20 protein-coding genes are annotated in these 23730 nt (G+C 55.4%); 10 read left to right on the forward strand and 10 right to left on the reverse strand.

Annotated elements, in window-relative coordinates:
- Positions 1–258: 258 nt before the first annotated feature.
- From OSC10802_RS0102870 to tig, 4 genes are all read right to left on the reverse strand, one after another.
- Positions 259–1104, reverse strand: a complete 846-nt coding sequence (locus OSC10802_RS0102870) for an alpha/beta fold hydrolase (RefSeq protein ID WP_017715279.1) — start codon at positions 1102–1104, stop codon at positions 259–261.
- Positions 1105–1205: 101 nt separating this feature from the next.
- Entirely contained in the window at positions 1206–2546 is a 1341-nt protein-coding gene (gene clpX, locus OSC10802_RS0102875) for an ATP-dependent protease ATP-binding subunit ClpX (RefSeq protein WP_017715280.1), read from the reverse strand.
- Between the two features lie 9 nt (positions 2547–2555).
- Positions 2556–3245 (reverse strand): ATP-dependent Clp endopeptidase proteolytic subunit ClpP, encoded by a 690-nt coding sequence (clpP, locus tag OSC10802_RS0102880; protein WP_017715281.1) that lies wholly within the window; start codon positions 3243–3245, stop codon positions 2556–2558.
- A 208-nt stretch (positions 3246–3453) separates the two neighbouring features.
- Positions 3454–4956 carry a trigger factor gene (tig, locus tag OSC10802_RS0102885; RefSeq protein WP_017715282.1) on the reverse strand — a complete coding sequence of 501 codons (1503 nt, stop codon included), beginning with the start codon at positions 4954–4956 and terminating at the stop codon, positions 3454–3456.
- A gap of 777 nt (positions 4957–5733) precedes the next feature.
- On the opposite strand from tig, the gene OSC10802_RS0102895 reads away from it, so the two are divergent.
- The 4 genes from OSC10802_RS0102895 to OSC10802_RS0102910 all read left to right on the forward strand — a co-directional run bounded on the left by OSC10802_RS0102895 (position 5734) and on the right by OSC10802_RS0102910 (position 10513).
- Positions 5734–6780 carry an aspartate-semialdehyde dehydrogenase gene (locus OSC10802_RS0102895; protein WP_026098113.1) on the forward strand — a complete coding sequence of 349 codons (1047 nt, stop codon included), beginning with the start codon at positions 5734–5736 and terminating at the stop codon, positions 6778–6780.
- Positions 6781–6899: 119 nt separating this feature from the next.
- Complete coding sequence (gene dapA / locus OSC10802_RS0102900; RefSeq protein ID WP_026098114.1) at positions 6900–7787, forward strand: 4-hydroxy-tetrahydrodipicolinate synthase; 888 nt, start codon at positions 6900–6902, stop codon at positions 7785–7787.
- Positions 7788–8058: 271 nt separating this feature from the next.
- The gene (locus OSC10802_RS0102905; protein ID WP_017715286.1) at positions 8059–9825 is read left to right on the forward strand and encodes a ribonuclease J; all 1767 of its coding nucleotides are present in this window, start codon (positions 8059–8061) and stop codon (positions 9823–9825) included.
- A gap of 298 nt (positions 9826–10123) precedes the next feature.
- On the forward strand, positions 10124–10513 hold the full coding sequence (locus OSC10802_RS0102910) for a BTB/POZ domain-containing protein (protein WP_017715287.1): 390 nt from the start codon (positions 10124–10126) through the stop codon (positions 10511–10513).
- 346 nt (positions 10514–10859) lie between these two features.
- Here OSC10802_RS0102910 and OSC10802_RS0102915 read toward each other — a convergent pair whose 3' ends face one another.
- Positions 10860–11081: a hypothetical protein gene (locus OSC10802_RS0102915; RefSeq protein ID WP_155967345.1), complete on the reverse strand. Its 222-nt coding sequence runs from the start codon at positions 11079–11081 to the stop codon at positions 10860–10862.
- A gap of 728 nt (positions 11082–11809) precedes the next feature.
- Here OSC10802_RS0102915 and OSC10802_RS38465 point away from each other — a divergent pair.
- From OSC10802_RS38465 to recR, 3 genes are all read left to right on the forward strand, one after another.
- Positions 11810–12112 (forward strand): Mo-dependent nitrogenase C-terminal domain-containing protein, encoded by a 303-nt coding sequence (locus tag OSC10802_RS38465; RefSeq protein WP_017715289.1) that lies wholly within the window; start codon positions 11810–11812, stop codon positions 12110–12112.
- A gap of 859 nt (positions 12113–12971) precedes the next feature.
- Positions 12972–14693, forward strand: a complete 1722-nt coding sequence (locus tag OSC10802_RS0102925; protein ID WP_017715290.1) for a glycosyl hydrolase family 28-related protein — start codon at positions 12972–12974, stop codon at positions 14691–14693.
- Between the two features lie 70 nt (positions 14694–14763).
- A complete protein-coding gene (gene recR / locus OSC10802_RS0102930) occupies positions 14764–15405 on the forward strand; it encodes a recombination mediator RecR (protein ID WP_071593374.1) in 642 nt (213 codons plus the stop codon).
- A gap of 121 nt (positions 15406–15526) precedes the next feature.
- Here recR and OSC10802_RS0102935 read toward each other — a convergent pair whose 3' ends face one another.
- The 3 genes from OSC10802_RS0102935 to OSC10802_RS38470 all read right to left on the reverse strand — a co-directional run bounded on the left by OSC10802_RS0102935 (position 15527) and on the right by OSC10802_RS38470 (position 17738).
- Positions 15527–16120 carry a Uma2 family endonuclease gene (locus OSC10802_RS0102935; protein ID WP_017715292.1) on the reverse strand — a complete coding sequence of 198 codons (594 nt, stop codon included), beginning with the start codon at positions 16118–16120 and terminating at the stop codon, positions 15527–15529.
- A gap of 165 nt (positions 16121–16285) precedes the next feature.
- Entirely contained in the window at positions 16286–16477 is a 192-nt protein-coding gene (locus OSC10802_RS52545) for a hypothetical protein (protein WP_232731605.1), read from the reverse strand.
- 4 nt (positions 16478–16481) lie between these two features.
- Positions 16482–17738, reverse strand: a complete 1257-nt coding sequence (locus OSC10802_RS38470; RefSeq protein ID WP_198525051.1) for an FAD-binding protein — start codon at positions 17736–17738, stop codon at positions 16482–16484.
- A gap of 33 nt (positions 17739–17771) precedes the next feature.
- On the opposite strand from OSC10802_RS38470, the gene OSC10802_RS43885 reads away from it, so the two are divergent.
- Both OSC10802_RS43885 and OSC10802_RS0102950 read left to right on the forward strand, forming a co-directional pair.
- A complete protein-coding gene (locus OSC10802_RS43885; protein ID WP_017715293.1) occupies positions 17772–18023 on the forward strand; it encodes a hypothetical protein in 252 nt (83 codons plus the stop codon).
- Positions 18024–18661: 638 nt separating this feature from the next.
- Positions 18662–20113 (forward strand): hypothetical protein, encoded by a 1452-nt coding sequence (locus OSC10802_RS0102950; RefSeq protein ID WP_155967349.1) that lies wholly within the window; start codon positions 18662–18664, stop codon positions 20111–20113.
- A gap of 148 nt (positions 20114–20261) precedes the next feature.
- On the opposite strand, the gene OSC10802_RS0102955 is transcribed toward OSC10802_RS0102950, so the two are convergent.
- Both OSC10802_RS0102955 and OSC10802_RS55405 read right to left on the reverse strand, forming a co-directional pair.
- Positions 20262–20546, reverse strand: coding sequence for a DUF427 domain-containing protein (locus OSC10802_RS0102955; protein ID WP_026098117.1), 285 nt, complete (start codon positions 20544–20546; stop codon positions 20262–20264).
- 22 nt (positions 20547–20568) lie between these two features.
- Complete coding sequence (locus tag OSC10802_RS55405) at positions 20569–20703, reverse strand: hypothetical protein (protein WP_017715296.1); 135 nt, start codon at positions 20701–20703, stop codon at positions 20569–20571.
- A 282-nt stretch (positions 20704–20985) separates the two neighbouring features.
- Here OSC10802_RS55405 and recQ point away from each other — a divergent pair, with 282 nt between their 5' ends.
- Positions 20986–23160 carry a DNA helicase RecQ gene (recQ, locus tag OSC10802_RS0102960; RefSeq protein WP_017715297.1) on the forward strand — a complete coding sequence of 725 codons (2175 nt, stop codon included), beginning with the start codon at positions 20986–20988 and terminating at the stop codon, positions 23158–23160.
- Positions 23161–23730 lie beyond the last annotated feature (570 nt).

Below are 23730 nucleotides of genomic sequence, written 5' to 3' on the forward strand. Positions count from 1 at the left end.
TACTTTACTTTTATAGCAGTAGCCACTTAGATGAGGACGTAGGACAGGCGTCTCGCCTGTCCCAGAAACCTTGGGGGCAGGCGAGACGCCTGCCCTACGCCTTCCCTCCGAGTGCGTGTCCTAAACTGACTGCCTATTGCTATAATTGTAACTTTTTCTTGCTAAAAACATCAACGCCCACTTCTTTCTCCCCCTCCCCGCGTGCGGGGAAGGTGGGGCCCCCTCTGGGGATAAGGGGCTGGGGTAGGGGGGTGGGGTTCAACCGGCAATCCCCAAAAACTCCCGCACCGGCTTCAAATACCCCTGCGGATCTTCCAGCATGGGAAAGTGCGCCGTATTTGGAATCATCACATACTCCACCTTCTCGCTGAGCCCCGCCGCCCGCCGGCCCATTTCTGCCGGTATAATCCTGTCATACTCTCCCGCCACCAGCAGCACCGGCACCCGCAGCTGAGCGAACTCTTCCGGCATCACCGTCGCCGCCTTCTCACTCACCGACGTAAAAATCGTCCCCAACGCCGCCTCGTAATCCGCCATCAGGAAATCTTCCAAAAAGGCGCGACTTTCGGCACCGGCAATGGGGCGGCGCAAAAACCTGGCCATAAACAGCCGGTCAGCCAGAGGAATTCTCGCCAGCCATGCCGGTCGGAACCGCACCACTTGGCCACCCCATTTGTGAAACGCCTTAAACGCCCTCTCCTCGTACTCAAAAATGCCGCTGCATGTTAAAATCGCCCTCTCCACCCGCTCCCCATAGCGATTCAGGAACAGCGTCGCCACAGACGCCCCCATCGAATGGGCGTTCAAATACACCCGCTCCAGCCCCAACACATCCAGCAGCGCCACCAAATCTTCCGCGTAGGTTTCCAGCTCGTAGTCCAGTCCCGCCGGCTCCACCGGCAGCCGCGAGCGCCCAAACCCCCGCATGTCGTACATAACACAATCGAACCAATTTGTCAAGGCTTTGGCGGTGCTTTCCCAGTAGCGACCCGAGCCGGCCCATCCGTGCACAAAAACCATCACCGGCTTCTTCTCCTCGGAAGCAGCCGGTGTCTTAATCCACTCACAGTAATGCTCAACGCCGCGAACTGTAATATAGGGCATCCTGACCGAGATAATTTCTAATTGTTCGTGGGCGAGGGGGGGGGTGGGGAATCGGGCACGGCGTGGAACAGATAGCCTGCGCCCTGCGCCCCGCGCCCAGGTTACGCAGATTCTGGCTTGGGCAGCGAGGAGGGGTGCAGCAGCAGTTCTGCTGTCGAGCGCTTCTCCACCATTTCCCGCGTAATCATGCAGCGAGTCACATCCTTGCGGGAGGGCAACTCGTACATCACGTCCAGCATCAGCTCTTCTACGATACCGCGCAGAGCCCGAGCGCCGGTCTTGCGCCGGTAAGCCTCTTGGGCGATCGCCCGCATCGCGTCCGGCTTGAACTCCAGCTGCACGCTGTCCATTTTCAGCAGCTTCTGGTACTGCTTGACCAGGGCATTGCGCGGCTGAGTCAGGATAGCCATCAGCGCCTCTTCATCCAGCGGTTCCACCACCGCCACGATCGGCACCCGCCCGATGAACTCTGGAATCATGCCGAACTTCACCAAGTCATCCGGTTCCAGGTGCTTGATCGCGTCCGACGTGCGCTTGTCTCGCGTCTGCCCCTCTCCCGGCTGAACAAAGCCCATTGACTTTTTGCCGGTGCGCTGCTCAACCACCTTCTCCAAACCGACAAACGCCCCGCCGCAAATAAACAGGATGTTGCTCGTGTCAATCTGGATGCAGTCTTGATAGGGGTGCTTGCGCCCGCCTTGCGGAGGCACGTTGGCAATCGTCCCCTCCAGCATTTTCAGGAGTGCCTGCTGCACCCCCTCTCCGGAGACATCGCGCGTGATCGAGGGATTTTCGCTCTTGCGGGCAATCTTGTCGATTTCGTCAATGTAGATAATCCCGCGCTGCGCCTCTTCCACATCCAGATCCGCCACTTGCAGCAGCCGCAGCAGGATATTTTCCACATCCTCCCCGACGTACCCAGCTTCCGTGAGCGTGGTGGCGTCCGCCACTGCAAAAGGAACGTCCAGGATGTCTGCCAGGGTTTGCGCCAAGAGCGTCTTGCCGCAGCCGGTGGGGCCAATCAGGAGGATGTTCGACTTTTGCAGCTCAACCGTGTCATCCGCAGACACCTTGCCGCTGGCCTTTGCCTGGGCGAAGCTCAGCCGCTTGTAGTGGTTGTAAACCGCCACTGACAGCACCTTTTTTGCCTCATCTTGGCCAATGACATGTTCGTCGAGATACTTCTTAATCTCTCGGGGTTTGGGAATTTGATTGATTGAGAGATTCGCCGAGCGAGCCCTGCGCTTCTGGGGCTGGTCCGAGCGGGGTGCGGGTTGTGGCGCAGCCGCTCCCGAGTCGAATAGCTCCTCGTCCAGGATTTCATTGCACAGGTCTACGCATTCATCGCAAATATAGACTCCCGGACCAGCAATCAACTTGCGAACCTGCTCCTGAGACTTGCCACAAAAGGAACATTTCAGATGGGAGTCGTACTTGGACATATCTGCCTCTCATTTCAGTGCGCTAACAGCCGGGGCTGGGGTGGGAAGGCTATCTTTAGAGATCACCTGGTCAATCAGGCCATACTCTTTGGCCTCGAATGCCGACATGAAGAAATCGCGCTCCGTATCGGCTTCAATGGTTTCCAAAGGCTGGCCCGTGTGCTGAGCCAGTAGCTCATTGAGCTTACGTTTATGATAGAGAATTTCCTTAGCTTGGATTTCGATATCAACAGCTTGTCCCTGGGCACCGCCGAGCGGCTGGTGAATCATTATCCGGGCGTTCGGCAGAGACAGGCGCTTGCCCTTGGCCCCTCCGGAAAGCAGGAACGCCCCCATACTGGCGGCCAGTCCGAAACAAATGGTCATCACATTGGGGCGAATCTGCTGCATCGTGTCGTAGATGCCCATGCCGGCGGTCACCGAACCGCCCGGAGAGTTGATGTACAGCTGGATGTCCTTTTCTGAGTCTTCAGCTTCCAGGTACAGCAGCTGGGCGATGATCGAGTCGGCCACGGCATCGTCTACGGGCGTCCCCAGAAACACAATCCGCTCCCGCAGCAGCCGCGAGTAGATGTCAAAGGCCCGCTCTCCCATACCGGACTGCTCCACCACCATCGGGACAACGCCGAGGGAGGCCGAGCAGATATCTGAGCGAGACAAGCTGGTGACTTGGGAATTCTGGGACTGAGATACAAGCATAGGTAGTGATGTCAAAGCGTGCGTTTTTAGCATAGCGCTGTCAACGGAATCGTCCTGGGGATGGCAGCCACTGCCCCGCTATCTGTAACTATTATGCCGCAGCTAGAAGGAGTCTAGCAGGCTGGGGCCGGAAAAAGGCTTTTTTCCGGTGTCCATCCCGCGCCGCTCCCTCTATCCCTTCCAGCGTTCCTGGGTTCTACCGGCTGGCCTATTCCACCACCGGCCCTTCCGGGCCGTCGCCAGAAGCTGCCGGTGCCGGCTCATCCGCTTGCGGCGTCTCAGGGGCGGCCTCACCGGCCTCCCCGACTGCGGCTGCCGGTTCCGCACTGCCTTCCGTGACTGCTGCCGCTGTTTCTCCCCCAGCGGCCTCAGCTTCAGCCTCGGCTAGGGAGCCTTCTGGCACCAATTCCACCGTAGCCTGCGCTTCCAGCCACTCCAGGGTTTTTTCCCGCAGCATATCCACTTCCACAAACTGCCGCACCCGGGCGATATCGACAGACTGTCCCGACAGCTCCTGGATCACTTCTTTTACCCGGGCCTCAAGTGCTGCCGGTTCCACCGCGATAGATTCCCGCTTGGCAATTTCTTGCAGCCCAAAAAACTCCTTGATGCGCCCGATTGCTTCCGGGCGCAATTGCTCCCGTATCTTCGGCAGGTTTTCCTGCGTGTAATACTGCTTTACATTTATTCCGTAGCTCTCCATCTGAATCGCTCTTTCCCGGAGCAAAACATCTGTTTCTTGATTGATCAGCGTTGCTGGAATTTCCATCTCCACGCGACTCAGCAGCTCATTCAGCAAGGCTTCCTGCTTGTTTGCCTTCGTTTTATCCTCCGCTTCCTTTTTGAACCTTGACTCGAGTTCTTCCCGCAGTTCTGCGAGGGTTTGGAACTCGCTGACCTCTCGGGCGAACTCATCATTCAATTCGGGCAGCTCTTTTTCTTTGAGATCGTGCAGCGCGATCGTGAAAATCGCCTGCTGCCCCGCTAGGTCTTGGTTGGGATAGTCCTCCGGAAACTGCACTGATATCTCGCGAGTCTCTCCCGGATTCATCCCGACAATGCCGTCAACGAAGCCTGGAACAAACTTTTCTGGCAGCAGCTCTACCTGGAAATTATCAGCTCTGACACCTTGAATTTCTGGATCGGCCTCACCTTCTGCCGGACTGGCATAGCGAGCCGTATAGTCCACCACCGCCACATCTCCAAGCTGTGCCGGTCGCCCCTCTGCCGCCGGAATCAAGTTGGCCATTTCCGACCGGCGAGTTTCCAGGAGCTTGTTCACCCTGTCCGGGTCGGGCTTGACTTCTTCGGCTTTTACCTTCAGGTCTGTGTACTCGCCCAGGATCGCCGAGGGCTGGACATCCACTGAAGCCGAGAACGTCAGCGGCTCTCCCGGTTGAAACTGGCTCACCAGATCCTCGAAGGAGGAGAGCAGGTGGTAGTTGCCTAGCGGTTCAATCGATTCCTGCTTGAGGGCTTGCTCCACCCCATTTTGAATCAGCTCTTCCACTGCAGCGGCCTTGACGCGCACCGCACCCAGACGCTGCAGCAACACATGGCGAGGCACCTTGCCCTTGCGAAACCCAGGAATATTCGCTGTTCGGCTCAGGTTTTGCAGCACCCGTTCGTAGGTGCTCTTGGACATTTCTGGGGGAATTTCGATCTCCAGGCCAATTTGGCTGGCGGGAAGCTTTTCCTGGGTAACTTTCATGGACGCTTTGGTTTCAGACAACAGATGTTATGGTTCTTGAATCGTTCTACTGGGTCAACACCGGCCCTCCCGTTGCGGCATCTCGTGTCAGTATCCCAAGGGATGCCCGGCGGCCACGACGGAAGCAGGCTGCCCGGTTGCGAGTGCGCGCGAAAAGCGCGAAAATACCTATTGGTTTGCCCGCGCCATCTGAGCGGGGCCCGTGGCTGACTTCACCGGTTTAACCTTTCTATCGTACCCGATCCGAACCTGGTATTGTGTTTGATTCCGGTCCCCCTGCGGAATTAGGCTCAATTGCTCCCTCTTTGGGGCACCTGCTGCCTGCGTCCAACCCTGCCCGACCGAATTTTCGCGCCCGCCGGCACCGACACGCGGCGAGTCCTGTGTTAAGCTTGTTAAAATAACTACACATTATCGCCAAGCGTGAGGCGGTGAATGCAGGTCTTCTGTCCCCCTCCGGGACTTGCCGCCGGCGCAACCCGACCGCCCGCTCGGGCGAGGGAAAGATAGATTTATAATGGAGTGCGAGCCCGCACCCCCGCAGGGGCGCTTGCTTGCCGCACCTTCTTGTCCGACCGGCATTCTGTCTGCCAGCAGGCGGGCGGTGCTGGCCCCAGAGTCCGCCCACCGCGCGGCAAAAGACCGGCCCGACAAGAAAAAATTTCCTTAAAAATAGCGATAAACCTTGCTAAAATCCGAGTCAAATCAGCTTTTTTAGATAAACTAGCCGAACGATATCTAAAAAGATTTCCCATCAGTTAAGCGGAGGAAACCAATTTGCCTCAATCTTATCGAGTAGCCATTCTAGGAGCCACCGGCGCAGTGGGCGCAGAGCTGCTGGAACTGCTGGAAAGCCGCCAATTTCCCCTGGCGGATTTGAAGCTCCTCGCCTCACCCCGCTCGGCAGGGCGGACTCTGCCTTTTAAAGGGGAGCGGCTGCCGGTGGAGCAGGTAGAAGAGCGTTCGTTTGAAAATGTCGATATCGTCTTGGCTTCCGCCGGCGGCTCCACCTCCAAAGGTTGGGCCCCCAAAGCCGTCGCCGCCGGCGCTGTGGTGATCGACAACTCCAGCGCCTTCCGCATGAACCCCCAGGTTCCCCTCGTGGTTCCCGAAATTAACCCAGAAGCGGCAGCAGGCCACCAGGGGATTATCGCCAACCCCAACTGCACGACGATTTTAATGTCTGTGGCGGTTTGGCCACTGCACAGGGTTGAGCCGGTGCAGCGGATTGTCGCCGCCACCTACCAGTCCGCCAGCGGTGCCGGTGCCCGGGCGATGGAGGAAATGAAAGAGCAGGCCCGAGCTATACTGGCTGGAGTTACTCCCAAAACGGAAATCTTTCCCTACCCCTTGGCCTTTAATTTGTTCCCCCACAACACCCCCCTCAACGAACAGGGCTACTGTGAGGAAGAAATGAAAATGGTCAATGAGACGCGCAAGATTTTCGGCGCGCCCAATCTGCGCGTCAGCGCCACTTGCGTTCGCGTTCCCGTCCTGCGGGCTCACTCAGAAGCAGTGAACCTGGAATTTGGCAAGCCATTCAGTCCGGCTTTGGCGCGGGAAATCCTCAGTCAGGCTCCCGGGGTCAGGGTGGTCGAAGACTGGCAGGCCAATCATTTCCCCATGCCAGCAGAAGCGAGCGGCAAAGACGAAGTTCTAGTAGGCCGGATTCGTCAGGATATCTCTCACCCGTGCGGATTAGAACTGTGGCTGAGCGGCGACCAAATTCGCAAGGGTGCGGCATTAAATGCTGTGCAGATTGCAGAATTGCTGGGAGAAAAAAATCTGCTCCGACCGGCAGCTGTCGCAGCGGCTCGCAGCTAAAAGCCGCCCGAGTTGAAAAGACCGGATGTGGGATTTTAGAAGGGAACTAAAATCTAGAATGAAAATCTAAGTTCTAAAATCCCGCTGACCTCTAAAAATGAAAAGTTAGGTAGAAGAGCGTGGTAAATTTTGGACGGGTACTGACGGCCATGATTACGCCGTTCAAAGAGGACGGCAGTGTCAACTATGCTGTAGCGGAAAAGCTGGCAGCCCATTTAGTAGAGCACGGCACGGATACCCTAGTCGTCTGCGGGACGACCGGCGAGTCTCCCACCCTAACTTGGGATGAGGAGTGCCAGTTATTTCAGGTGGCGCAAAAAGTAGCCGCCGGCAAGGCTTTGGTGATCGCAGGCACCGGCTCAAATTCTACCTCAGAGGCGATCGCAGCAACGCAAAAAGCTGCTAAACTGGGAATAGATGGGTCCTTACAGGTGGTTCCCTATTACAACAAGCCACCCCAGGAAGGACTTTACCAGCATTTCAAGGCGATCGCCGAAGCCTGCCCCGATTTGCCCATCATATTGTATAATATACCGGGGCGCACGGGTCAAGATATGAAGGCAGAAACCGTTGCCCGCCTAGCGGAAATTCCCAATATCGTGGCGGTAAAGGAAGCGAGTGGCAACCTGGATCGAGCCAGCGAAATTCGCTCCCTGACGCCAGCTTCCTTCGCCATCTACTCGGGGGATGATTCCCTCACCCTCCCCCTGCTGGCCATTGGGGGTGCCGGTGTCGTCAGCGTTGCATCTCATCTGGTGGGCGACCGGCTGCAAACGATGATTCAAGCGTTTGAAACAGGCCAAACCAAAGTGGCCACAGAGATTCACCTGCAGCTTTTCCCCCTGTTCAAAGCCCTGTTTAAAACCACCAATCCCATTCCGGTGAAAACCGCACTCAGGCTTCAAGGGTGGGATGTGGGCCACACGCGCTTGCCGCTGTGCGATGACCCAGCCGTCGATCTCAGCAAAATTTTATCGGCACAGATGGCTAAGCTGTCCCTTCTCTGACGCCGGCGGCACTAAACAGGTTTTTTGGAAAACTGAATATATCAACGCCGTGTCTAACTTCTGACAGTACGGGAACCCTGTATTTGTCAGAAGTCAGCAGTCAGCCAACCGCAGTCAGCAGCCACAGCTTTCGGAAGTGAAAATCCTCTGGCCAGTGGCAGCGACAGTCTGGCAGCTGACAGATAGAAGCTGGGAAAAAACGTGATAGTTAACCGCTGATATCTAAATTTATTTCCAACTGTTAAGGAACAACTTATCTATAAGGATGAACATGAGCAAAAACGGCACAGCACCCGCTCTCAAAATAATCCCTCTGGGGGGGCTGCATGAAATCGGCAAGAATACCTGCATCTTCGAGTTTGGGGACGATATGATACTCCTGGATGCCGGTCTGGCTTTCCCTACCGAGTCGATGCACGGGGTTAATATTGTACTGCCAGATATGACCTACGTGCGCGAAAATCGCCACAAAATCAAGGGGATGATTGTCACCCACGGTCACGAAGACCACATCGGCGGGATTCCCTTTCACCTGAAGCAATTTGACGTTCCCGTGATCTATGGCCCCCGCTTTGCGATGGCCTTGCTGGAAGGCAAGCTGGACGAAGCAGGTGTGGCGAACCGCACGGAGCTGCGAACGGTGGGCCCGCGCGATATGGTGCGCGTGGGCAGCTCGTTTTTTGTGGAATTTATTCGCAACACCCACTCGATTGCTGACAGCTTTACTGTCGCCATCCACACCCCAGTGGGCGTGGTGATTCACACCGGCGACTTCAAAATCGACCACACGCCGGTGGACGGCGAGCGCTTTGACCTGCACCGGCTGGCTGAGTACGGCGAAAAGGGGGTTTTGTGCCTGATGAGCGACTCGACCAACTCGGAAGTGCCCGGATTTACGCCTTCAGAACGGTCTGTCGCGCCCAACCTCGACCGCATCTTCGCGCAAGCGCCTGGTCGCCTGATGGTGACCACCTTTGCCTCCTCAGTCCACCGGCTCCAGATGGTTTTGGAGCTGGCCTTGAAACACAACCGGCTGGTGTCTGTGGTGGGCCGGTCGATGCTCAACGTGATCGCCCACGCCCGCAATCTGGGCTACATTAAGTGTGAGGACTCCCTGTTCCTGCCTTTGCACGCTATCCGCAGTTTGCCAGACGAGAAAGTCCTGATTCTCACCACCGGCTCTCAGGGCGAGCCCATGTCCGCCATGACGCGGATTGCCAATGGCGAGCACCGGCAGCTGAAAATCCGTCCGGGGGATACGGTGGTCTTTTCCGCCAACCCCATCCCTGGCAATACCATCGCCGTGGTCAACACCATTGACAAGCTGATGATGCAGGGCGCTAATGTAGTTTATGGCCGCGAAAAAGGGATTCACGTTTCCGGTCACGGCTGTCAGGAAGACCAAAAGCTGATGATTTCCCTGACTCGTCCCAAGTTTTTCCTGCCGGTGCACGGCGAGCACCGCATGCTGGTCCAGCACGCCAAAACCGCTCAGAGTATGGGTATACCCGCTGAGAATATGGTGATTATCAACAACGGCGACGTGGTGGAGCTGACGGAAAACAGCATCCGCAAAACGGACAAGGTGCCCTCTGGACTGGAGCTGGTGGACTCTTCTCGCTCTGGGGTGGTGCAAGACCGGGTGCTCAAAGAGCGCCAGCAGCTGGCGGAAGAAGGCGTCGTGACGGTTGCGGCAGCAATCGACTGGAATGGCCAGCTGGCGGCGGAGCCGGAACTGCACCTGCGCGGGGTGGTGTCCTCGGTTGAGCGCGGCATCCTGCAAAAGTGGGTCAGCGAGACGATTGAAGATTTGCTCAGCGACCGCTGGGGAGAATTTGCCAAAACCACCGGCGATACAGAGGTGGTGGAGGTGGACTGGGCCGGTTTGCAAGTGCTGCTGGAGCGGGAACTGCAGCGCATGCTGCGGCGCGAGCTCCAGAGCAGCCCGCTGCTCGTGTTTTTGATGCAAACGCCTAAGGAAGGGCAGGTGAAAGCGGCGGGACGCCGGCGGCGCACGGCGGCTAAGGTCGCTTCGTAACTGCGCATTTAATTTGCGCTATCCATCTCTATTTACTCGTTATGGGGCGGGCACGGGAGCCCGCACCTACGGCCAGGGAAAGCATATCTGGAGGTTCTGCCTCCTTGGGAGCATATGCAGATTAAAAGCCTAAAAGCTTAGGGCTGTATCTGGGTGTGGCTCAGGGGTGGGGGGTGGCCCGCCCCTATTATTGTGCCGGCTCACCTTGGGAGAGCCGGCGCTTTTGCGTCCGCTTGATTGCCCTTTATTAAAACTTCTACAGACAAAATTCCTTTCACCTACTAAAAACAGAGCGACTATGCCTAAAAGAGAGAGTGAAAAGCAGTTTGATGAATTGATGAAGCAAAACCGTCACATCAACAATGAGATTTTAGCTAAAGCTGGCTGGATTTGTGCGAGTGTTGATGTAGAAGCAGGGCGGGAAATTTTAATGGCCAGAAAAGAGTTCCTTGTAAGTGAGTATTATTTTCCCTTCTTACCTAGAGCAGGCGACATAATTGGCCTGACAACTTTTAGCAAAGAAGCGGTACTTGAATACGGGCCGGAGAGTGAGTACACAGATTCTATACAAGCCAAAGTGATAGAGGTCGAGATTGAAAGTATTTCAAGCGCTGCTCCACTAATACAGGTGTCTCAGGCTATAGAATCCTTGTGCGTTTTTCTCAAAGTCATTTTATTACCGTCCTAGCACGGCAGTTACAAAAGAGCATCTGGCTTGACAGCTCTGGCCTCGGAACGCAAACGAGGGTTGACAATCGCTTTATTGAAGAGATTGCAATTTCTCCATTGATGCCGCCCGTCGCATGCTGTGTCAGAGTATGCCGTCACCGCACACCTGTCCATCGCATTTGCGGGCCTTTCTTCCTATCAAAAAGTGCTACTTCGTCTGCCATTCCTGCAAACGAGACAGCCCCCAAGCTGAACAGCAGGGGGCTGTCTTGTTTGAGCCGAGCAGGTTTTGCTAGGCTGATTGCCAATCTGTATCTTCATTGTAGCGCTGCCGGTCTGGCGACATCCTTAATCTAAAAGCGTGTTTATAAAGTAATTATTAATGTGGGGGCCAGAAACCGGCTTTCTTCTTTAGGAGGGCTGAGTTCTTTCAGCTTCCCCACCACAAGAACCCCGGTTTCTTGTGACTTCACTTTTTCCTCGAATCTGACCCCGTGCGCCACCACAGCATCGCTCACCGGCTTGCTTGCCCTCTCCACCGGCACCCCCAGGCGAACGCGCCGGCGTCCCCTTAACCTCTGGGACAAACAGGCTCAGCCGCTACTCAAAAGCTGGGCTCCCTCTCCCGGGGAGGTCATTCAGTTGCCGGCTGAGCGTGGGACTGTCCAGCTAAAAACTGTGACCGGCTGCTGTCGGAGTCCCTCACCCAACAATCCAGAGGATCTCTGTGTGCCTGGGCCGAATTCAGGCTGCAGATAACTGGCCAATCAGAGGCGAAGTCCCAGAACCGAAAACAGTGTTTCCAGCAACATACTTTTTTCGGACAGCGGGACACCTGTCCCGCGCCGCACCGGCTTGCATGGCCACACCCGAGCCGGTGCCACAGCCTGAATAATAGCTAAGCGCCCACTTGACTGGGAACACCACAGGTGGTAAAGGGGGTCAGGTTTAATTAGAGACAGCCGGCCATACAGCTACGGAGTGATATCGATCGCTTGGGGAAGTGAGGGAAATTATTTATGCCGGTGATAGAAATCGTTTATGATTGATTCGCTTTGGGGCAATATAGCAGTGTGATGCGAAAGTATGACACTTACGCAGCCGAAATCTGGGCGACCGCGCTCAACAGCAGTCAACCCCCAGCCCCGCCGGCTGCGCCAATCCGGTAGAACCTCCAAAGATACCGTAAAGAATCGGCAGAGGCTCACACAACCTCGGGCCAACAGAGGACACATCGATGAGTGTATCCAAATATACCACACAAACTCTGGCTCCTGCAAGAAGCCGGTTATGGATTCGCCAAACACAAACCCCTATGAGTGCAGTAACAGCTGCTCGCTATCCCGCCCAACACCCCGCTTTCGACCTGCTGCAACCCTTGCGCCAGTGGCTCGACGGGATAAAAATCCACGATGCCAAGTTCGCCCGGCTGCTGTGCCGGCTAATTCCAGCCCAGTGCCCCTTTGAGCGAGACATCACACTGTTTGGGAAAGTCCTGTTCCACATCCCGCCCATGTGCAAGCTCAACCCCCTCTACGACCAATTCGTGGGTCTGCGCTTCCGGGCGCTTTGCTATCTCGCCGATGAGTGCGGTGAAGATGTGAGACGCTACTGCTAATCGAGCCAGACAGGTTGCGATATTATACCACAACTCGGATCGCCCGCAATTGCTGTTTGGCTGTAAGGCTTTCTCGCTGCGACGCTTCACAACACTATTGTATTTGCTAGCTGTGTGAGATTTTCCTAGTGCTGCGTGGCAGGAGTGCCCCGCCAGTTATTCCAAGTCCTCCATCTTAACATCTCCCCATCTGCCCATCGTTTGGGAAACTGGTCCAAAATTTCTGCACCGCCGCACTAGATTATAGCTGCGCTGCGTGTCGCCCGAGTCGGAGGCTAAACCGGCTGCAGCACAAGTAACCCAATGGGTGCCGGTGGCAATTCACCGCCAGAGAAATCCTACCGATATTGCACCGGCACCCCAAACCCGAATCTATAGAAACCCGTTTTCTCCACGAAAGCGGGTTTCTCCACTTTTGGGGTTTTGTCGGGTATTGTTATATAGCGCGTCAATAACCTTCGCGTAAATTTCAGAACCCCGGTTTCTTAAAGAAACCGGGGTTCTGGCCCCCAGCGGTTGCGCAAATCATTTAGAACTGCTATAGCAGCAGTCATATTGGTTAGGACACGCGCTTGGCCCAATTGCCGGCTGCTATATCAGAGGTTAGGGGCGGGTTTATCGGTGTTGTAGCTGTGTGGCACTCTTTGTCGGTGTTCCCGCCCCTACATCATGTTAAACCCCAAGTCCTTTCCCTAAGTGCCTACTGCTATATCTCGCACAGGTAAGCTGTTAGGCTTTTAACCTGCTTTTCCGTTGAAAGGAGGCAGAGCCTCCAGATTGCGTTCCCAGCCTGAGGCTGGGAACGAGAGACATTCTCTAGAGGCACAAACTACATCCAAACTCTTGCGAGGAACGCAGTATGAAAAAAAGCGCGAAGAAGCGCCGGTCTAAAAAGTTATGGCAACTTTTTTTAGTGTGCGCTTTGCTGTTCAGCATTTTTGGCGGATTTTACGCTCTCTCGGCTGCCTACAACTATCTGGCGGCTCAGGAATCGCAACCCAATTCCTCTGTCGCGGCTGAATCAGCTGGAAAAGAAACCCCTACACTGACATCCAATCTTTCCCCCAGTTGCGGCAGTCCCACCGGCGGGCCGGCGGACAATCCGATTGCAGCCAAATATGGCAGTTCAGCTTACCCGCCGGCTGGCAGGATTAAGTGGAATTGCGTCTATAATATCCGTGACTTTAAAGGCTCCTCAATGGTGGAGCGGTTCAATTCAGCGCGAGACGCCGCCGCAGCAGCCGGCGGGGGAGTCGTCTATTTCCCCGCCGGCACGTATAACTTTACTGACAGCATTTCCTTGAAAAATGGCGTGGTCATCCGGGGGGAAACTCCGGCGGTTAAAGATGCCAAATCCAGCGCTTACGCACCCCTGGCTAAGTTAGTCTTTCCCAAATACGAACCGAAATTATCAGGAAGCGGAACCCCCAACGAGACGGCGTTCAAAAAAATATTGACAGCCGAGCCGAACCGGGACAGCAATATTGGGATTGTGAATGTTGATGTGAATCGCGCCGGCATCTCCTGGGAGGGGGATGCGGATGCCGGTCAAAACAAAAATATAATCGTGTTTGGCATTCGCAACAACAATGTAGCCGAGCCAGACCCAAGAGTTCCCGATACGTCCTTTCAGGAGCCGTGGGTGCGGTACAGTTACCGGTTTGGGGCTAATTTGAAAATCAATGCTTCCGAAAATGTGTTAGTTGCCAACAATCGCATCAACGATGCCATCACGGACAGTTACGAGCAACCGGGCTATAAGGTTAAAGCGCTCAAAGGAAACGAAATCATCACTTATTCAGAAGGCAGTAAAGTGCCGTTCCACTATGGCAATCATTATGCTATAGTGGTGAATAGGTCAAAATCGGGGGGATACAGCCTCGCTGCCGGTCCGCAAACAGAGCCCGGACTGTTTCGCAAGGGGATTGTCATCCGAGACAACTGGGTTTATCATACCATGAGAGTGGCTATTCAGGCGTCGGGGGAAGGGTTGGTGATTCAAGACAACCAGATTAAAGACGAATCAAGAAAACAGTGGTGGACTGACCCGACCGGCACCCAGCAGCCGCAAGGTGCGGTGACGCTGGAGAACCGCGCCATAGATTGGTCGGGGTGGAATGTGCGAATTGAGGGGAATAGCTATGAAGTGTACCGGCATCAGGTGATGGATTCGCGCTATCTGAGCGTGGATGGGGAGGGGATTCTCATTCAGGAGTGCTGCGGCGGGACGACAGTGCGCGGAGCGTCCATCAGCAAGAATCAGGGTAACTCTTACATCGGGCTTTACAAAGTTCCGGAGATTCGCAATGTGCGGATTGCGGACAACAAGCTGCTGTCTAATATAACCAATACGCCCCTGATTTATGTAGTGGCGGATACCAATAATAGCGCACATTCGATGGAGGGTGTGCGGATTGAGGGCAATACGGTGAGTGGGGATATTTTGGCCAAAGCTAGCGCGGGAGGGAGCGGGAATGCTATCCGAAATAATGCGGGAAATAATAGTGGGGCGATAGAAGCGTCGTGTCACGTTGCGGTGAGTGGGAATAGCGGGTTTCAAGAGAAACCGTGCTTGCAGTGAGGGGATTGATCGCTTCGGGAGGCAGAGCCTCTTGGGGGTCGTTCCCAGCCTGAGGCTGGGAACGAGAAACTTGGGTTATAATAGTAGTGGAAATCGGCAATATGAGAGGAGGTTCAAGGTTTATACACGTCCTTTAGCTCGTTTAATTGAGCAACTGCAGCGCTTGCCCGGAGTTGGGCCAAAAACCGCGCAGCGCTTGGCTTTGCACATCCTCAAGCGCCCGGAAGGGGAGGTAGCCGCGCTGGCGCACGCTTTGATTGAGGCGAAACAGCAAGTGGGGCTGTGTCAGGTGTGCTTTCACCTGTCAGCTGAACCGGTTTGCGAGATTTGCCGCAATACCGACCGCGACAGCACCACGATTTGTGTGGTGGCGGACTCTCGGGATGTGATTGCGGTGGAAAGAACGCGGGAGTATCGCGGCAAATATCACGTTTTGGGCGGGGTGATTTCGCCGATGGATGGGATTGGTCCGGAACAGCTGTATATCTCGCCGCTGGTGCGGCGGGTGAGTCAGCAAAAGATTCAGGAAGTGATTCTGGCGATAAGTCCGAGTGTGGAAGGGGAGACGACGACGCTGTATGTCGGTCAGCTGCTCAAACCGTTTGCAAAGGTGACGCGGATTGCTTTTGGGTTGCCGGTCGGGGGCGATTTGGAGTACGCCGATGAGGTGACGCTGGCGCGGGCGCTGGAAGGGCGACGGGAGTTGGATTAGGCGACTGAGGTGCCGGTCGGGCTACAGAGCACAGGCGAGACGCCTGTGCTACGTCGGGAAGGGGGGGCTAAAGAGCGATTCCCCCCGCTTTTTTTGGGGGATAGCCGGTGCTTCAGTTAAGCTAGAGAATTTCCTTGAGATCCAAGACAAATCCTGGCAGCACCTCTTCCCCTGACAGGGTTTCTGGATTTTGAAGAATCTCGACATCTCGACCGGCGCGATAAATTTCCACTCGTTTGTTTTGCGGGTCTATTAACCAGCCCAGTCGAGTACCGTTATCCATATACTCCTGCATTTTCTCGCGCAAGTCTGTCAGGGAATCACTCGGAGAGCGCAACTCGACGGCAAAATCAGGACACAGGGGGAGAAATTTCTGTCTTTGCTCACGGGTTAAGGCATCCCAGCGCTCTCGGGGAATCCAAGCTAAATCGGGGGCGCGATCCGCACCATTCGGCAGCTTGAAACCGGTCGAAGAGTCAAAACCTTTGCCTAGATTAGTCTGTTTGTTCCAGACTCCAAGCTCGACGGCCATGTCAAAGTTGCGATTGCCGGTTTCTCCTCCTGTGGGGGACATAATGAGTAATTCTCCTTTGGCTGTGCGCTCAAATCTTAAATCGCGGTTCTTCTGACAGAGCTGGAAAAACTGCTCGTCTGTCAAGTCGATCTTTAAGCGGAGAGTGGGTGTCGGTGGCGAGCTGATTGTGGCAACTTCCATATACTTTTCCCTACTTCGGCTGCTATACTGTTTCTATTATAGAGCTTATTTGTGAGAGTGTAAAGCTGTGGCAGCTGAGCCTGACATGCAGGGGGCTGTACGGTGTGAGAAGGAGGGTGCGTTACGCAAGGGAACGGCACCCTACAAGTTAGAAGCTATAAACTTTTAGAAGATCCCGGCACCATACCCTAGCACACTGTCAGGATCGTAGCGGCGCTTGGCACTGACCAGCATGTCCCACACCCGCCCAAAATGCTGCTGCCAATCGAGTTGAGAAAAAGGAATGGAACCGACCGGATAGCGGGTGCCGCCTAAATTGCGATTGCGCTCGAAGAGTGAGCGATTGCTGGCTATCATGCGGTCAGCACCGATTGAGTCTGGTAATGCGTTGCGCATGCATAGCGAACAGGAAGACAACCGGCTCTCCGGGCGCGCGAAACAGCGGCATCTTGAAACGCTCTGTTTTGACTGGATAGAGGAGCACCGGCCCGCCACCTGTATCAGCCGGCGTTAGCGTTGAAAGGATGTCGCCAACATACCGCTCCACCGCTGTGCCGGGGACAAACAGATTAATCCAGGGATGGGGGCAAGACCACAAGCCCAGAGATTTGAGAGCGGCAACATCTTCAGCCAGCCGGTTAGCGTGCTCGAAATACGATTTGTCCTCAATCTCTTCCCTGCCCGGAATGCAGCTCAAACCGGCAAGCAGGCGGGTGTTGTCTGGCAGTGCCGGCGGCGTGTAAAAGCGCACAGCCTGCAACACGAACTCCCAGCCGCCGCTGCTGCTGGGAACCACCTGGCCCTCTACAAAGTTGAACCGGTCGCCGGCAATTAACAGCCGCTGGTCGCCGAGAAAGGCAGCCAGATTGTCGTAGAATAAATGAAACACCCGAGCCCTTGTTTCGGCGGGGATGAGTTTAATCGCTGCCCGAACGATAATCCCGCACTGACCCCATCCCGCCAGCACGGCTGAAAATAAATCGGGCTTTTGCGAAGGCGAACAGGTTTCCAGGTTGCCCTCGCCAGTTACGACCTGAAGTTCGAGGACATTATCGGCCTGCAAACCGTGGAGATAAGTCGCGCCGCCAATACCGCCGGCTGACAGGGTGCCTCCTACGGACAGATCCAGATAATCGGTGAGGCTGTGCGGTGTCAGCTGTTGCTCTTGCGCCGCTTGCAAGAGGTCGCCCCACAGCACGCCGGCATCAACTTCTATGCGACCGGCGCTGATAGAGTGAATGGCGTTGAGCTCACTCATGTCGGTGACGGTTCCTGAATCGACCTGTGACTGACCGCCGGTGGTGTGACCCTGACCCCGCGCAACCACCTTGAACTTGTGGGTGCGGCTGAATTTGATTGTGCGGGCGATGTCTTCAATCGAGCCCGGTTTCAGCACTGCAGCCGGTTGGCGACTGACGATATGGCCGAAATCATCAGCAGCAGCAGCCCGCACCGCACCGCCGGCGCAAAGCACCCCATCGAGGGGCGAGAGGGCTTCAAATTCGGATACTGATCCTGCGGATGTCACCCAGGAACGACTGACTGGATCGAACCCAATTACGGGAGCGCAGGCGATTAAATCTTGCAAAAAGCTAGAGCCAGATATATTGTTTTTCATGCGCAATTCCCTCAATAGTTTATAATATTATTTGTGGCTCTTGTAACTGCAGTTGGGGCACAGCAGCTGGAGATTCGCTCCGGCCAACTGCCAGCGCGCCCATTGCCCACTGCCGGTGTTCAGCTGGCTGAGGTAGTCGGGGCGGTTTTCACGGGAGCGAGCGGGAGAGGGAGGGCGGCAGGGAAGCCGGCGGCGCAGCTTGGGGCCGGCACCCCACAGGTCGCTTCCGGGTTGCTGTGCCGGAGCCAGAGAGAGCGTGGGGTGGTGGGGCTGTGTTCCCCTTGACAGGTCGTTTGTTTTTTGGGTGCGCTCCCGGAATCGGGATTGACTCTCAAGCCCGGGGCGTCAGGCGGCGTTTGTGAGCGTCTGCGCCAAGAGCGAGCCCTCTACTTGCCTTGAAATGTGGCGCAGCAGGGGGTTAAAATGTGCTGCAGTAGTGTATAGTTGCACTGGCGGTACGCGAACCGGCTGACCGGCTAGCGCAAAGCGCTGGGGCTGGGGGAATTTTTATGCCGGTGGCGGCGAATTTAGATCCTGGCATGGCGGCGCTGCTGTCACAATAACAAGTAGTTGCTCTGCGGCGCACGCACTTTGGGCGTTCCGCCCCAGTGTGAAGAGTTGTGAGATGAGTTTTACCCCGTCCCGACATGCCGAGGTGCCAGCGTCCCCAGTTCCTTTCAGCTTTCGCGGGCTGAATTAGGAGATGAAAAACTCCACGCCCGCTCGCTGCGCTCTTTTTGATGGGTGGGAAAAGTACCGAGAGGCAAGCAAGGCGGTTTTCACCGGCTCTCACAGAGAAAGTAGCCCCGCTCGCGACTAGCGCTCCCGACAGGAGAATATGCGATTGTTGAAAACCCCTTCCCACCCCTGCGCAAGCCAGTAAAAACACCGGATTAATGCCTGAAAGCCCCCACCTCGAAGCTATGACTCATAAAGTATACGCTCCAAGCGTTCACCTGTTTGCCTTTCACCAGCGCAATGGCTTGGCCAGCGACTCCAGCCCAGTGGAGTCAGCCAATAGCCTGCTGTGGCAAAAATGCGACCAAATCTTTGAGAAACTCAAGCTAGAGAATCTCAAACTGACGCAGGAGCTAGCTCCTCCCAAAGAATCAGACAGCCCCCGCGTTTTGCTCCAGAAAGCGGAGGTGAGGGAGCAGAATATTTCTCCTCCGTTCGACGTTTCGCTCCCGTTCGACGGACAGATTCTCCTCGACGAGAGTGAAGTGGTGAAAATAGCAGGCTTTGCCTATCCCCTGCAAACTCCTGACAGTTACGCGCTCTGGCTGAACTTGCGCCGGCCTGACAGAGAAAATGGCCAGAAAACAGCGAGTGTAGAGCCGGCGCTGCTGGGCAAGTTGAATCCAGACAACTGCTTGCTGCCAGAGTTTATCGACAGCTCACTGGGTCAAACCCTGCTGATTACAGCTTGGCTAACCGAAGGGCAAAATTCCCAGGACAAAGTTTTTTTAAAAGAGCTGGCTGACCAGTGCGTGAAGAATTTCATTCCCGATCCAGACAAGCGCCCGTCCTTCAATCGCGACGGGCTGTTATTTGGCAGCCCCATTTTTGAGTATGGCATTATCAACCAGCCGCCGCCGTACCGGCACATCCTGGTCTGGCTCTTGTGCCACTCCGTTACCGAGATAAAGTTCGGCAAGTGCTATCAAGAATTAATGGAGCTGTTTTCCTACCGTTCTAAAATCGTTCAAGCTTACCAAACCAGCCGCAACGTTTGCAAACAGGTGTCGGAAGAGTATGGAAATATTGAGCGAGAGATTGAGACAATTTATCAGCTTTCTGAAGGCCGGTTGCGAGATACAGAACTGCTGCGATTCAAAGAGCAGCTCAAACTTATCCCCAAAAGGGCGCTGGAATATTCTCGCTTCCTGAGAGACTTGCAGCAGGGCCGCCATACGATAAGAATTAACGCTCAGAAATATGAAGATAAAGTCAATCAAATTCAGGGCAAGCTTCAATCTGACAGCCTAGAATTTTTAGAGACATTTAGCCAGAAAAATTGCCTTTCCCTGCAAGAACAAATCCAAGCCGACTTGAACTATTTCGAGCATGGAGTGGGCTTGCAGGAAAAAATGCTTGGTGCCATTCGAGGCATGGTAGAAATTGAACACGCTGAGCGCGAGCGCCACTTGCAAGATACAATCGGGTGGCTGGGCATTGGCATCGGTACGGCGGCGGTGGTTGGCTCCTGTAGCGCCCACCTAACACCGGCCAATCCCATCCAACCCCCCTTTACTTCTGACACCCTCCATCCCTTCACCGCCTCCGCACTCGCTAGCGTTATTGGAGGCGTCGCAGCGGGGTGGGTGGCGAGGTTGTTCCTCCAGCGCCGCCGAAAAAAGGCTGCCAAAACATAATCCCAAATCCGCCTGAAACTTGCCGGTGATTTAACCCCCTCCCCGGAGCGCGAAGAGGGGGTGTTGGCCTTTGAGGTTTCTGTTGGCTAATGCTATAAAGCAAAGGTAGAAACCCGGTTCCTCACCCCCTGCAACCGGTTGGCGGCGCTTACTGCTCCACCTTCACGCCTTTCCAAAACGCCACATACCCTTCGATATGCTTGGCGGCATCCTTGGTTGCCGGATAGTACCAGGCGGCATCTTTATTGACCTGACCGTCAACACAGATGCTGTAGTAACTGGCAACCCCTTTCCAAGGACAGGTGGTGTGCGTGCTGCTGTCCTGGAAATACTGGCGGTTGATGGCATCCGGCGGAAAATAATAATTGCCTTCCACGACTTTGCCAGCGTCGCTTTCGGCTAAAACGGCTCCGTTCCACACGGCTTTCGGCATTGCTCCCTCCACTGAAAACTGCTCACCCAACATTTTGCCCTAAGCGCAAGCGGAACGCAACAGCGTCCAGCGCCTGCAGCCAGTAAACCCCTCTCGCTGCGGAGTGCTGGGGAGAATTGTAGCTCCTGAACCGCCCTGCTGATATAGCCTTTCTCATATTAGTGAGGTACTGGGGAACCCGGTTTCTTTAAGAAACCGGGTTTCTGGGCCACAGTTCACCCAGCCGAGAAACGCTATAAACTAGGGGATATCTGCGTTAATATGGGGGTTTAGCCAATCCAACTGCCTCTAAAATCCAAGCCATCGGACTCAGACATTAAGCGGCTATTATAACATAAATATGCCCGCCGGTCGGGGGACAGCTGAAATAAAATTTTCTTGGGTGTGGCTGACCAAAAGCAGATAAAATAGGTGGGAGATAAACGAGTAATTCAGGGCAATGTCAGGAAACTTCCCGCCAGCGGCGCGAGAGCCGTCCTCTCTAGAGCAAGCACTCAAACAGTTTTTTGGCTACGACAGCTTCCGTCCGGGCCAGCAGCAAATCGTAGAAGACGCTCTGAACAGCCGGGATTTGCTGATTGTCATGCCCACCGGCGGGGGCAAGTCGCTGTGCTTTCAGCTGCCGGCGCTGCTAAAACCGGGCCTGACGGTAGTGGTGTCGCCGCTGATTGCCCTGATGCAAGACCAAGTGGAAGCGCTGCGCAATAACGGCATTGGGGCGACCTTTCTCAACAGCACCCTCAACTGGCAAGCGGAACTGCGAGCCAAAGAAGCCATCCTCAACGGTCGGGTGAAACTGCTCTACGTTGCCCCGGAACGCTTGCTGAGCGAGAGATTTATGCCGTTCCTCGAACAGGTGGACGCCGAGATCGGAATTAATGGCTTCGCCATCGACGAGGCCCACTGCGTGTCCGAGTGGGGTCACGACTTCCGCCCAGAGTACCGGCAGCTGCGGCAGCTGCGCCGGCGCTACCCAAAGGTGCCGCTGATGGCACTCACCGCCACCGCCACCGCTCGCGTCCGCACTGACATTACGCAGCAGCTGGCGCTGCGGCAGCCGGTCACTCACGTCGCCAGCTTCAACCGGCCCAACCTTTACTACGAAGTCCGCCCCAAGCACCGGCAGTCCTACTCAGAACTGTTGCAGATCGTCCGGACTGCCGGCGGCAGCGGGATTGTCTACTGCCTCAGCCGCAAGAAAGTGGACGAACTGGCATTGAGATTGCGAAACAGCAAGATTTCCGCCTTACCCTACCACGCAGGGATGAGCGACGAGGAGCGCAGCGTCAATCAAACCCGCTTCATTCGCGATGACGCCCAAGTCATGGTGGCCACAATTGCCTTTGGCATGGGCATCAACAAGCCAGACGTGCGCTTTGTCGTCCACTACGACTTGCCGCGCAATTTGGAAAGCTATTACCAAGAATCGGGACGCGCCGGCAGGGATGGGGAACAGGCATTGTGCACCCTGTTTTTCAGCTACGGCGATTTGAAGACCATTGAGTACCTTATCGACCAAAAACCGGACCCGCAAGAGCAGCGTATCGCCCGCCAGCAGCTGCGCCGCATGATTGACTACGCCGAAGGGACGGACTGCCGGCGCACCATCCAGCTGAGCTATTTCGGAGAGCAATTTCCTGGAAACTGCGGCAACTGCGATAACTGCCGGTATCCCAAGCCGGTAGAAGACAGGACCGTTGAGGCGCAGAAGTTTCTCTCCTGTGTGGCCAGGTGCGGGGAGCGGTTTGGGGTGACACACATTATCGACGTGCTGCGCGGCTGTAAAAATCAAAAAATTCAGCAGTACGAACACCACAACCTGTCTACTTACGGGATTGGCAAAGACAGGAGCGAGGACGACTGGAAGACGCTGGGGCGGACGCTGCTGCACCAGGGTTTGGTGGATGAAACCAGCGACGGCTACCGAGTTCTGAAGCTCAATGAGCGCAGCTGGGAAGTGATGCGCAAACAGCGCACCGTTTTGGTCGCCCGCACCTTGGCGGAAACCGCCATCCGGACAGAACGCTCCCTGCGCTCCGCTGAGGTGGAGATGCTGTTCGACCGGCTGCGAGCGCTGCGCAAAGAAATCGCCGACGAGCAATCCTTACCCCCCTATATGGTGTTTCAAGATTCCACCCTGCGGCTGATGGCGCAGCAACGGCCCCAAACCCTGGAGAAATTTGGCCAACTTAACGGCGTCGTCAATTACAAAGTGACTCAGTATGGCGAGCGGTTTGTTGCCGAAATCCGGGCTTACTGCCAAGAGCAGGGGGCGTCTGGAGGCCCGGCGGACAATCTGCCCTCCGACAGCCAGCAGCTGACACTCCAGCTGCACCGGCAAGGTTTGAGTCCGGCAGAAATTGCCCAAAAACGGCAGCTCAGCCCCAGCACCATTATCGAACACCTGACCCAGCTGATTGAGATGAAGCTGCCGGTGGATTTAAACCAGCTGGTGCCCTTTGAGCGCCAGGAGGTGATTTTGCAAGCTATCGAAACAGTGGGGGCTGAGTCCCTGAAGCCGATTTTTGAATATCTGGGAGAAAGCTACAGCTATGATGAAATCAAACTGGTGCGGGCTTGGGTGCGCAGCGGAAATGACACCTTGGGCTTTTGAGCAATAAATTCAACGTAAAAATTCACTCCGGGCCGCCGGCACGGCGAGCGAGAGGTTAGGCTTTTAATCTGCTTAGAGGAGGGGCGGTTGCGACAGACATAGCTAAAAAAAAAAGGCTATGTATGGTGCGGTGGGATAGAGATAAATAGCGCAAATTAAATGCAGAGTAGCCGCTTGCTGCGGCGTCAGCAGTGGGGTGAGGTCCCCTTGGGGACAGCACCCGACTGGCTGAGTGGAGCGGGGCAGGTGAGCTTTCTGCTTAAATTTATTTATGTCGTTTCAATCCCGTTTCCGGGATTCAGCTGGCCAAAGCTCTTCTCCTCCTGCAACCTGCTGAAATCATTGTCTCATTCATTTGGGCTTCTTTGCACAACCGGGATGCTCCCCGCAGCAACACCCCAACAGACCGGCAGGCAATCCGCGCTCCTGAGGAATCTCCGCCCCACCACCGCGCTTGCTGAAAGCGGGGAAGGCGGTTTTAAGGAAGGCGGGTTTTACCGGGGAAGCCGGTTTGGTCTCGTGCGGAAGGTTTTTCCTGACACCTCACACCTCACACGGGCCCAGAAAAAA

The organism is Kamptonema formosum PCC 10802, from assembly GCF_000332335.1.
Lineage (GTDB): Bacteria > Cyanobacteriota > Cyanobacteriia > Cyanobacteriales > Oscillatoriaceae > Oscillatoria.

Bases quoted from the DNA above. Each gene is read 5' to 3' on its own strand.
- OSC10802_RS0102905 (WP_017715286.1), top strand. From the start codon at position 8,059: ATGAGCAAAAACGGCACAGCACCCGCTCTCAAAATAATCCCTCTGGGG.
- tig (WP_017715282.1), bottom strand. From the start codon at position 4,956: ATGAAAGTTACCCAGGAAAAGCTTCCCGCCAGCCAAATTGGCCTGGAG.
- OSC10802_RS52545 (WP_232731605.1), bottom strand. From the start codon at position 16,477: ATGATAGCCAGCAATCGCTCACTCTTCGAGCGCAATCGCAATTTAGGC.
- OSC10802_RS38465 (WP_017715289.1), top strand. From the start codon at position 11,810: ATGAGTGCAGTAACAGCTGCTCGCTATCCCGCCCAACACCCCGCTTTC.
- recQ (WP_017715297.1), top strand. From the start codon at position 20,986: ATGTCAGGAAACTTCCCGCCAGCGGCGCGAGAGCCGTCCTCTCTAGAG.
- OSC10802_RS0102935 (WP_017715292.1), bottom strand. From the start codon at position 16,120: ATGGAAGTTGCCACAATCAGCTCGCCACCGACACCCACTCTCCGCTTA.
- OSC10802_RS55405 (WP_017715296.1), bottom strand. From the start codon at position 20,703: ATGAGAAAGGCTATATCAGCAGGGCGGTTCAGGAGCTACAATTCTCCC.
- clpX (WP_017715280.1), bottom strand. From the start codon at position 2,546: ATGTCCAAGTACGACTCCCATCTGAAATGTTCCTTTTGTGGCAAGTCT.
- OSC10802_RS0102870 (WP_017715279.1), bottom strand. From the start codon at position 1,104: ATGCCCTATATTACAGTTCGCGGCGTTGAGCATTACTGTGAGTGGATT.
- OSC10802_RS38470 (WP_198525051.1), bottom strand. From the start codon at position 17,738: ATGAAAAACAATATATCTGGCTCTAGCTTTTTGCAAGATTTAATCGCC.
- clpP (WP_017715281.1), bottom strand. From the start codon at position 3,245: ATGCTTGTATCTCAGTCCCAGAATTCCCAAGTCACCAGCTTGTCTCGC.
- OSC10802_RS0102910 (WP_017715287.1), top strand. From the start codon at position 10,124: ATGCCTAAAAGAGAGAGTGAAAAGCAGTTTGATGAATTGATGAAGCAA.
- OSC10802_RS0102925 (WP_017715290.1), top strand. From the start codon at position 12,972: ATGAAAAAAAGCGCGAAGAAGCGCCGGTCTAAAAAGTTATGGCAACTT.
- OSC10802_RS0102955 (WP_026098117.1), bottom strand. From the start codon at position 20,546: ATGCCGAAAGCCGTGTGGAACGGAGCCGTTTTAGCCGAAAGCGACGCT.
- OSC10802_RS0102950 (WP_155967349.1), top strand. From the start codon at position 18,662: ATGACTCATAAAGTATACGCTCCAAGCGTTCACCTGTTTGCCTTTCAC.